This is a genomic window from Mucilaginibacter angelicae (genome assembly GCF_042434235.1).
Classification (GTDB): Bacteria; Bacteroidota; Bacteroidia; order Sphingobacteriales; family Sphingobacteriaceae; genus Mucilaginibacter; species Mucilaginibacter angelicae.
Map to the genome: position 1 here is coordinate 1 of NZ_JBHLTS010000052.1, position 9,653 is coordinate 9,653.

Below are 9,653 nucleotides of genomic sequence, written 5' to 3' on the forward strand. Positions count from 1 at the left end.
TCTAATTGTGTAACTTGTTTCATGAGTTCTTGATTTAAAGTGTTTGTTCTTAGTTTTCACTTTAATCTACAACCTTTCTTTCAAGAACTCTTCTTTAACTATTTCATGCATACGATCTTATACGCCCTGTAGAGCCGTAAGCAAGGTACAGGGCGTATAAGATTTCTCCTCACCGCGTCCGCACATTCCCAAACAGGTTCGTCGAAATGACATTCGGTTTTATTTATTCATATTCATTGACAAGATGTGTACAAACAGTAGCATCCAGGGGAGGGAATCGCACAATCGCTCAGTTTTCACCTTAAGTTAACAGCTGTGGTGACAACACGAAAAAAGGGAAAGAATAGACAAAGCCCTCTTAATTTACCATCCTCCCTGCAATATCCACCGAACGCGCAAAAGGGTTAAAAAACCTGTTGGCCAGTATGGCAAACTCGCGGCGGGTTACAGGGCGCTTCATATCAAATGCGGAGCCAAATTTATATTGCTCCTTCCATGCCTTTTGCATAGCAATTTCCAGCGTGTGCGGATCTGTTAGCGTAGTTTCGCTGATAAACGACAGCAGGTTACCAACCGTAAACACCGCACCGGGTTTTTCCTTATTGAACCATAAAAAACCGCGGGTATAGGTTTCTTCCAGTATGGGTTTTATTTCGGCAGTCGCTACTAATGAATCGGGCTGAAACAGCAAGAGCGCGGTATTACCATCTGCTTTTTGTACTCCTTTTAATAATCCGGAAGCGCCTACCTGTTGGATCGCCCTGAAATATGGATCGGTTGGTTTGATATCGGCAAAAGGCATGATCCAGGCTTTAAAGTCGAGCAGTTCAACCTGGATTTTCCGCACATCCAAGTTTTGCGTAGTAGTTTTAAAAAAGGCGCAAAAAGCAGCTGTTGCCCCGGCCCCCTGCCCAATGGCCATTTGTACCGATGGGTACATGGTACTGGCATTTACCAGGTGCGTTACCGACATGGCCTTCTCCGTTACCAGTAAATTATCCAGGTCTTTCAGTACAATAGCGCCCAACGGCACACCATATGCCGGAAAGGGCGGATAATTAACTTTCGGAGCGCCCGCATCCGTATAATGCTGCCCCGGATAAGCATCGCCAACGGCAATGGCAGTACGGTAAAGTTTTGATTCGCGGTTGTAAGGCTTGTATATATCATCCAGCATCATCCTTACCAGTCCTTTTGTTGCACGCCCGGCCTCACGCAAGTAGGGGAGATAAGGTAAATGATCGGGCGTGGTAAAACCCTCATCCAAACCCAGGTTTTTATAACCCAGTTCGGTTTGTAAATAATATATCAAACCTAAAGTATGCAGGCGTGCTTTTGCATAAAACGCATCCCGGTTTTCAGGCTTTAAATTATCAGGGGTAACAGGGAACTGGTTTCCGCATTCGGTCCACTTGATTATGTATTTATCATTGGGCAGCCTGCCATCGCTGAGCATTTGTTTAATATTTTTCCCTTTAAGGCAGCCGTATTCCGCGGCATCATAGCCCTCGGGTTTGGGAATAGTTTTATCGGCAGCAGCACCAAAATCTTTAAAAATAGCAATCCAGCTGAGGTCCTGCAATTGGGGCGATTCAGTATCAGGCGCCATTGCCTCGGTAGTTTGCTTCTTACTCTCAAAACCATAAACAAAGGCTTCGCCCGCTTTGGCTGCCACATCCCCGGTTTCGGTGGCGTCAATTACTACTTTGGCTTTTATGGTGGCGGTTTTTCCGTCGAGAGAGATACTTACATCCCAGCCGGTACCATCTTTTTTTATACCTGTAAATGGGGTATTCAGTTTTACAGTGAGGTTTTTTACCGTATCGGTTATTTTTTTGAGGATGGCCGCCCCGGTATAAGGTTCAAATCTTAATGCTGCATTATAAGCTGTATCGTAGCCTGGAGTTTTGCTGTAAAAATCCCTTACCCGGTGCCTGAATTCGCCCCAGATGCCTGTTGGTAAATTGCGGTTGCCGTCAACTATGCACATACCGCCAGCCGTCATACTGCCACCCAGCCATGGGCCTTCTTCAATCAGCATGGTTTTTAGTTTGCTCCGTGCGCCCTGTATGGCTGCCGCTGTTCCGCTTGCGCCTCCGCCTATTACTAATATGTCGGTTTTAATGGTTTGTGCAAAGGAGAGCGTACAGTTAAAAACTAAAAGTACAGCCAGAAGCTTTTTTATCATCAGTTAAATTAACAATCTACAGAACGCTAAAATAGGGCAAAAGCTTGTGGTACTATAAAATAATACCTAATTTAAATTTTTTTAACATTTATGATGACAGACGAACAAATGAAATACCCTATCGGGAGGTTTGCGCCCCCGGCTTCGTACACTACCGAAGATATGCGCGGCTGGATTGAGGATATTGCCACCCTGCCGGGGAAGCTGAGGCATGCCATTACCGGCCTTAATTACCAGGAACTGGATACCCCATACCGCACCGGCGGCTGGACATTGCGCCAGGTGATCCATCATTTGGCAGATAGCCACATGAACTCCATCACCCGCTTTAAACTTGCTCTTACCGAAAACAACCCAATCATAAAACCATATGAAGAGGGCGACTGGGCGCTGCTGCCCGATTACCGCCTTCCGGTTGAGCCATCGTTAAAAATGCTTGAAGGCATTCATCAGCATTTTGTGGCCTTGTTTGAAAGCTTTACCGAAAATGAATGGGCGCGCACATTCGTGCACCCGGCATCGGGCGAAACCATATCGTTAAAAAAAGGCCTTGCTACGTACGCCTGGCACAGCAACCACCATTTGGCCCATGTAACCGAAACGATAAAGAAGTTTGTAAAGGTGAGCTAAAAGCCGAAAGTTTTTTAACAATGTATGCTCTAATAAATTCATGTCATTGCGAGGAGCGAAACGGCAATGAGCATTGGGCGCGACGTGGCAATCTCGTATCTATACAGAGCGGTCATGCATTGGCTACGAGATTGCCACGCTACGCTCGCAATGACATGTTCTTTAAATAACTGAGAATATATGCCCAACCTCCTCTTTATCTGCAGTAAAAATCAATGGCGCAGCCCTACGGCCGAGGCTTTATTCAGGAACCATCCTGAGCATAAAGCTTCGTCGGCTGGTACGAGTGATAAGGCGCGGGTTAGGGTAAATCAAAAAATGATTGACCGTGCCGATATCATCTTCGCTATGGAGCAGAAGCATAAAGAACTGCTGAAGCAACGTTTCAACACCAATGGCAAACCACTTATTGTGCTTGACATTGAAGATAATTACCAGTTCAATGATCCTGAACTGATAGCTATTTTAAGAAACGAGCTAAGCGAATATCTTTAACCAGACTACAGTAATCGTTCTCTTACGATTCAAATGTTAACAGTGAGTGCTGCCCTGCTGTATGAAGATCCCGCCATACCTGGTTTATCTCCGTATCCGGATTTGCAGCCGACAGACCACAATAAGTATAAAGCTTATCCACGCTTTCCCGGGAAACTTTGGCCAGTTTACGGCTCATTGAGCTTACTCTCTGTAACCCATCCGCACCATCCAATTCAAAGCTGTTCCATGAATTATCTACAGCCCCATAAAATTCAGCGCGGGTTTCATTGAGTAAATTTATTTTATCGGCCAGTAATTGTTTGATATACTCTTTTTGAGTGCCGGTTAACCGCGGGTTTTTCATTCGTTCCTCAAATGCAGGCCCGCAGAGGTCAAGAAAATGAACCGCCATGCCCGAAAGATTAGCGGCCAGTGTTGCTTCGGCTAATTGTAAAAACGGGTAGCGGTATAAAGGCTCGTTTACAACTGTATACTGCGGATCGATCTTAAAACAACGGTTCTTATCAACATAAAGGTCTTTTACTTCATAGGCATCGCTTCCGGTGGCCATCATACCCACATATTTCCAGGCCGGAAAAACACGCACATCTTTCTTATCAAAAATAAAAGGCAATATCAACGGCTCTCCCTCATTATTCAAAACAGTTTCACCGCCGTTTTTAATGATGCAATTTGCTGTAATATGGGTAGCATGATGTGCACCGCTGGCATATTTCCAGGTGCCATTAATAGTGTAGCCATCGCCGGTAATAGTGGCAGTACCGGTTGATGCGCCGCTCCCGGCCAGGCATAATTGCGGGTTAGCCATAATTTCCGCTGCCAGTCCGGCATCTAAAAAACCACCAAACCAGCCCGCGCCTGCGCAAAGCGTTACCACCCAACCCAGGCTGCCGTTGGCCCATGCCAGGCTTTCTTCAAGCCTTACCATTTGGGGCAAGGCTAATTGTAAGCCGGAGTATGCCTGCGGTACTAAAAATTTAAACCAGCCCTGCTCATAAATAAGTTCCAGCTGAGCGGGCTGCAGTTTGCTTGCCTGTTCGGCTTCGGGGGCTGCAGCCCGGATTATATTAACCCATTCGGGTTTTAAGTTTTTTGATGGATGCATGTTTGTTTGATCAAAACAACCGGGTAGCTTAAGTTTCGCTGCCCAGGTCGTCAATTATTTGTTTAAGCTCGGCTATATGTTTGCCATAAAGCGATTTAATGTAATAAACGTGGATGGCATAGGTTATTATTATGCTAACAATAGCACTAAGAACAAACCACAACACACCGCCAGATGATAAAAAAGCATCGGATGTAAGTATCTGCAAAATGTATTTTGAAACAGACTGACTACCAAAAAGTGCCGCTACAAGCAATATGGCTAAGGGCGTTACGCAAAAGTTATAAGTTTTGTAAATCTCGGTGTTGAGTTCGAGTTCGTACGTTATTTTGCGGAGGCTTTCCCTGATGCTAAAATCATATTTGGCTATCGATTTGTAGAACACATAAAAGCGCGCGTAAAAATAAGCGTTCAATATCAGGATGGTAAAGAACAGAATTATCGCCAGGTTAAAGAAAAACGATGACCGGTGATAGCAGATCAGATACCAAAGCAAAAATGGGTATGCCACTATAGTCGCAATAAATTCCGATTTCATATTGGAGCGTACTTTATCAATCACCGAGTTTGTTTTACCTAAGGTTTGTGTATCCATAGGGAGGTGCATGCCTTGTGGTTCGTCGTTGTTCCAGGCATCTTTTAAATCGTCAATGTTCATAACTTAAAGTATTAACTATGTCTTTCAATTTTGTTTTAACACGGTTAAGCCTTACACGCACATTAACAGGTGTGATCCCCAAACTGGTGGCAATCTCCTCGGATGATTGATTTTCCATGTACAGGAATATCAATGCCTTTTCAACCTTGCTGAGCTGCTGCACAGCCTTATAAAACAGAGCAAGCTGCTCTTCTTTTTCACCGGCGTTGCTTTGTTCTTCAGGATGTTCAAAGCCTTCGGGCATCTGCTCACTATCGGGCCGGCGTTTTTGCTTTTTGAAAAAAACGATGGCCGTATTGAGCGCCACCCGATACATCCATGAACTAAACTTGCTTTCGCCTTTAAAAGAATCAAAACCCCGCCAAAGCTGAAGCGTCATTTCCTGTAGCAGATCGTCGCGATCGGCCGGATCATCCATATAAATGCGGCAGATATTGAACAGGATCCCTTTGTTCTGATTGATCAGCTGCATGAAATGGCTCTCCCTGGTATTCACCTTAATTGTGTTATTGTTTGCTTAACATACAATAAGTATCCGTTATGAAAATAAGTTACAATTTTTGAGCTGAAAGCTTAAAGCCGAAGGCCGAAAGCTTTTTTCTTGTTCAATGCTTGAGCTTTTTGCTTTCAGCCTTAAGCTTTCAGCTGACCTCTCTCCACCTGCTTTTTCCACTCAAAATAGCCCCATATAGCTACAATGAACAGGAAAATGGTAAGCATACCAAACATGGGCAGATGTTTGTAAAACAGCAGCGGTACTGCAAAAAAGTTGGAGATATTCAAAAAGATCCAGTTTTCCATTTTGCGACGTGCCAGCAGCCACATGCCTGCCCAGGCAGTTGATGATACCAAAGCATCCCAACCGGGCACGTTTGATGGGGTAAAGTATTTAGCCGGCAGGTTTTTGATCATGTAATAAAATACTACCCAGCCCACAATGCTTATAGCTAAACTTATTATCCATTCGTTTTTAGTGGAGTAGGTGATTTTTACCGGTGGCTCGTTGCGTTTTTTCACCCAATAAATCCAGCCGTAAACACTCATTACCACATAGTACCCGTTCAGTACCGATTCGGCGTACAGGTGTACATCCATTAGCAGGTAGATGGATATGGTTGTACCCAAAATGCCTGCGGGGTACAACCATATATTATTTACACGGGCCAGTAATACTTCGGTAACGCCCAGCGCAACGGCAAGCCATTGCAGCCAGGTGGTTTCCTTTATTTGTTCAATGAACAGCTGAAGCCAATGATTCATATCCTAATTTTAATTTGTAAAATTCGATCTAACGCGTAAAAATCAGTGTTCATTTAAAATCCCAGGCTCAGCGAAGCCATAAAGTTTCTTGGCGCTTGTGGGAAGTAATAGTTGTAATTAATTACATGTCCGCTTTCAATATCCGGGTAGGTGGCGCCGTTACTTTCGTACTTCTCGCTAAAAATATTGTTAACCTGCAGGCCAACAGTTATGTTTTTAACCGACCGGATGCTAAAGCTGTACCTCAGTCTTACATCGTTCACAAAAAAGCTGTTCAGCAAACGGTTGGCAGCGTAAGGATTGGCGGCATTATCGGGCGCAATGCCAAAACCATTCGGGTTGCGGTTCATGGTATTATCAAGATATTGCTTGCTTACATATTTTGTAATGAAGGCAATTTCCCCGCCCTTGACCGGGCTGTAACTGATCACGCTTGAACCGGTAAGTGAAGGTGAGTAGGCGATATCGGTTTTGGCAAATGTTTCCTCAACCAGTGTACCGTCATCATAGTTGGATAAAAACTGGTGATAGTTTTTGATCTTATTAGTGCTGAGGGTTGCAGTAACACCCCAATTTAGCTGACCGGTGATTTTTACCTTTCCGCTAAATTCCAAACCTGCACGGTAGCTATCTTTAACGTTGGTACGTACCGCTCCGCCTACATCATTAAGCGCTCCGGTTAACACCAGCTGGTTTTTATATAACATATAAAAGGCGTTGATCTCTCCGCTGAAAATTGGGGTGCTAAGACGGTAGCCGGCCTCAAAATCTTTCAGATTTTCTGGTTTAGGCCGGTTTTGTGGCGGCGAGTTCACATAATCATCGCGGTTGGGCTCGTGGTTGCCTACCGCAAAGGAGGCATAAATATTACTACGTTCATTAAACTGGTAAGTAACGCCTGCTTTAGGATTAAAGAAATTCAGTTCGGCCGCCTGCTGGGCGTTTTGCAGGTTTTTGTCGATGCCAAAAAATGAATAATAAATATGGCGATACTGCATATCGGCATAAAGCAAAAATTTATCTACATGCCACTCTGCCCTGCCAAAAATGTTAAAATCGTTCTTTTTGGCATTGTCGCGGTAGTACTCATAATTAGGCCCAACACCAATGCTTTCTTCGCTCGATATAATATTGCCATAGTGCGCACCCTTGTATTGGTTATATGCACCGCCAAGGTTCAGGTTCAGCTTAGTGGTTGGCTGATATTTCAAAGCGTAGGTAACACCATAAAAATCATTATTGAGCCATTGACGGCGTACCAGGTTGGTGGTCTTAATGGTATCGGTACCATAAATAACCGGCGATAAACCATAATTGCTTACGTCATCATCCTTTTTGTATTCCTCGTAATAACCCTCGCCATGGGTATAGTGCAGTGCCCCGCTAAATGACAGCTTATCCGAAAACTTTTTATCGTATAATAACTGGTAGTGGTTTTGCAGATAGTCGTCAACCTCGTCTTTATAAAACGCGTTGTTACCCATATAGCCCAGTTCATTGTAGGTTCGGTTATCCGGGCGGGTATCATCACCTATCACATAATCGGCTACGCCATTCCAGGCCTGGTAAGTACGTTCGTGGCCCGAGAATACGTTAAGCCTCAAAGTGCTGTTATCACCATAATAAGCGCCGCTCACAAAAAAGGATTTAAGGCGGGCTGATGCACGGGCGATATATCCGTCGGACCGGATACGCGATAAGCGACCGTCAAAACTGAACCTGCCGCCGAGCAGTCCGGTACCCATACTCACCGTGTTTTTTAATGAACCGTATGAACCTGCCGAATTATCAAGCTGGGCATAAGCGGTATCCCTGCGGGTGGCGGTTTGCACGTTGATACTACCGCCAAAAGCGCCCGCGCCGTTGGTTGAAGTACCCACACCGCGCTGAATTTGCAGGTTATTAATAGACGATGCAAAATCGGGCAGATCCACAAAGTATGAGCCCTGGCTTTCGGCGTCATTTAATGGAATACCGTTAACGGTTACGTTAATACGCGATGCATCCGATCCGCGGATGCGGATCCCGGTATAGCCTATACCAGTACCGGCATCAGAGCTAATGACAACCGATGGTGTTTGGTTAAGCAGGTAAGGCAAATCCTGACCGAAGTTGTTTTTTTCGAGATCTTTTTTGCTAAGATTGGTAAAGGCCGTAGGCGAGTTTTTGCCAGCACGGGTGGCGGTTACCGTAACTTCATCGGCAGTTAAATTACCTAAGCTCAATGTAAAATCAAGGATTTTATCGGCACCGACTGCTGTAGTTACAACTACCTGTTTATAGCCTACATAGCTGATTTTTAGCGTGTAATTGCCGCTTTTTAAATTATTAAAGCGGTACTTACCTGCAGCATCGGTAACGGTGCTTTGCTGCGGGTTTAAAATAGTGATAGATGCGCCGGGCAGTGCTTCGCCGGTCTGGTTGGTTACTTTCCCCCAAATGGAAACTTGGGCTGATGCCATGACAGGCAACAGCAGGGCCATAACAGCCACGAATAAATTTTTCAAAATGTGTAAAACAAAAAATTGAGTTAAACCATCTGCACGCCAGGGTAAAGCGGCAGTACACTTAACTTATTTACCTTTCCCTACGCCGGCATTATCCGGATCAGGTGTGGTCGCCCCCCGCCCCCCTGAAGGGGGAGTAAATAGTCCTAAAGTTGTTCTTTAGTTTTCAGTACTCCCCCTTTAGGGGGCGGAGGGGCAACCTGGGTATGATCTCAGCCTGTCTTTCAGTTTGGTAAAACAATCTGCAGTTTGTTTTGCAACCAAAGCAAGGCACCCCTTGAGAATTATATTGGGGCAAAGATAGGATTTGATTTGGGAAATGGGACGTTGGATTTCGGATTTGTAAGCATTGATGCTTATTTTTGATAAAATCGCAATTAAAAATGAACGAAGAAGAGTTGAATGATGTTTATAGATTAGATGAGCAGGAAGTGATGGCCGTACAAGACGGTATCGGCCAAATTGAAAATGGCTATTATTTGACGAACCGGGAAGCCAATATTCTAATCAATCAATGCCTTGACGTAACCGATAAAAAATAAAAATCTTATAATGACGCGATTGTAAGTTATTGATTACTATGTGTATTTTTTCTGTTTTATAACATGGGCGTTGCCTGCGACCCGGGCTTTCCGTTACAAGTCCTCGCTTTGCCCGCACACAAACCCGGCACACGCTCCGGGCTTTTCACTGCAATCCCTCCTATGTTTACATTTAATATTATTGTAATGATTTTATGAGTGAAAAGAGTGAGAGCACAGCAATCCCAAACAGCCTTGAGCATGTTGAGCGTTAGATATAGCCTCA

Annotated in this window: 9 protein-coding genes; 3 read left to right on the plus strand and 6 right to left on the minus strand. The window is 44.6% G+C overall.

Going from position 1 to position 9,653, the window contains the following annotated elements:
- Window positions 1-358: 358 nt before the first annotated feature.
- Window positions 359-2,188 carry an FAD-dependent oxidoreductase gene (locus tag ACFFGT_RS19285; protein WP_377024147.1) on the minus strand — a complete coding sequence of 610 codons (1,830 nt, stop codon included), beginning with the start codon at window positions 2,186-2,188 and terminating at the stop codon, window positions 359-361.
- Window positions 2,189-2,278: 90 nt separating this feature from the next.
- On the opposite strand from ACFFGT_RS19285, the gene ACFFGT_RS19290 reads away from it, so the two are divergent.
- Both ACFFGT_RS19290 and ACFFGT_RS19295 read left to right on the plus strand, forming a co-directional pair.
- A complete protein-coding gene (locus ACFFGT_RS19290) occupies window positions 2,279-2,818 on the plus strand; it encodes a YfiT family bacillithiol transferase (RefSeq protein WP_377024148.1) in 540 nt (179 codons plus the stop codon).
- Between the two features lie 180 nt (window positions 2,819-2,998).
- Window positions 2,999-3,313 (plus strand): low molecular weight protein tyrosine phosphatase family protein, encoded by a 315-nt coding sequence (locus ACFFGT_RS19295; RefSeq protein WP_377024149.1) that lies wholly within the window; start codon window positions 2,999-3,001, stop codon window positions 3,311-3,313.
- Between the two features lie 22 nt (window positions 3,314-3,335).
- Here the strand turns inward: ACFFGT_RS19295 and ACFFGT_RS19300 are convergent, their stop codons facing one another.
- The 5 genes from ACFFGT_RS19300 to ACFFGT_RS19320 form a co-directional block, all read right to left on the minus strand.
- Window positions 3,336-4,421, minus strand: coding sequence for an acyl-CoA dehydrogenase family protein (locus ACFFGT_RS19300; RefSeq protein WP_377024150.1), 1,086 nt, complete (start codon window positions 4,419-4,421; stop codon window positions 3,336-3,338).
- Between the two features lie 28 nt (window positions 4,422-4,449).
- Entirely contained in the window at window positions 4,450-5,079 is a 630-nt protein-coding gene (locus ACFFGT_RS19305) for a hypothetical protein (RefSeq protein ID WP_377024151.1), read from the minus strand.
- The gene (locus ACFFGT_RS19310; protein ID WP_377024152.1) at window positions 5,069-5,575 is read right to left on the minus strand and encodes an RNA polymerase sigma factor; all 507 of its coding nucleotides are present in this window, start codon (window positions 5,573-5,575) and stop codon (window positions 5,069-5,071) included. The genes ACFFGT_RS19305 and ACFFGT_RS19310 overlap by 11 nt, the downstream gene beginning before the upstream one ends.
- Before the next feature lie 137 nt (window positions 5,576-5,712).
- Window positions 5,713-6,339 (minus strand): nicotinamide riboside transporter PnuC, encoded by a 627-nt coding sequence (gene pnuC / locus ACFFGT_RS19315; RefSeq protein ID WP_377024153.1) that lies wholly within the window; start codon window positions 6,337-6,339, stop codon window positions 5,713-5,715.
- Between the two features lie 53 nt (window positions 6,340-6,392).
- Window positions 6,393-8,846, minus strand: a complete 2,454-nt coding sequence (locus ACFFGT_RS19320; protein WP_377024154.1) for a TonB-dependent receptor — start codon at window positions 8,844-8,846, stop codon at window positions 6,393-6,395.
- A gap of 383 nt (window positions 8,847-9,229) precedes the next feature.
- Here ACFFGT_RS19320 and ACFFGT_RS19325 point away from each other — a divergent pair, with 383 nt between their 5' ends.
- A complete protein-coding gene (locus ACFFGT_RS19325) occupies window positions 9,230-9,388 on the plus strand; it encodes a hypothetical protein (RefSeq protein ID WP_377024155.1) in 159 nt (52 codons plus the stop codon).
- Window positions 9,389-9,653: the final 265 nt, after the last annotated feature.

What these genes read in the sequence shown, in the direction of transcription:
- ACFFGT_RS19285 (WP_377024147.1), bottom strand. Translation starts at nt 2,188, where the DNA reads ATGATAAAAAAGCTTCTGGCTGTACTTTTAGTTTTTAACTGTACGCTC.
- ACFFGT_RS19290 (WP_377024148.1), top strand. Translation starts at nt 2,279, where the DNA reads ATGATGACAGACGAACAAATGAAATACCCTATCGGGAGGTTTGCGCCC.
- ACFFGT_RS19295 (WP_377024149.1), top strand. Translation starts at nt 2,999, where the DNA reads ATGCCCAACCTCCTCTTTATCTGCAGTAAAAATCAATGGCGCAGCCCT.
- ACFFGT_RS19300 (WP_377024150.1), bottom strand. Translation starts at nt 4,421, where the DNA reads ATGCATCCATCAAAAAACTTAAAACCCGAATGGGTTAATATAATCCGG.
- ACFFGT_RS19305 (WP_377024151.1), bottom strand. Translation starts at nt 5,079, where the DNA reads ATGAACATTGACGATTTAAAAGATGCCTGGAACAACGACGAACCACAA.
- pnuC (WP_377024153.1), bottom strand. Translation starts at nt 6,339, where the DNA reads ATGAATCATTGGCTTCAGCTGTTCATTGAACAAATAAAGGAAACCACC.
- ACFFGT_RS19325 (WP_377024155.1), top strand. Translation starts at nt 9,230, where the DNA reads ATGAACGAAGAAGAGTTGAATGATGTTTATAGATTAGATGAGCAGGAA.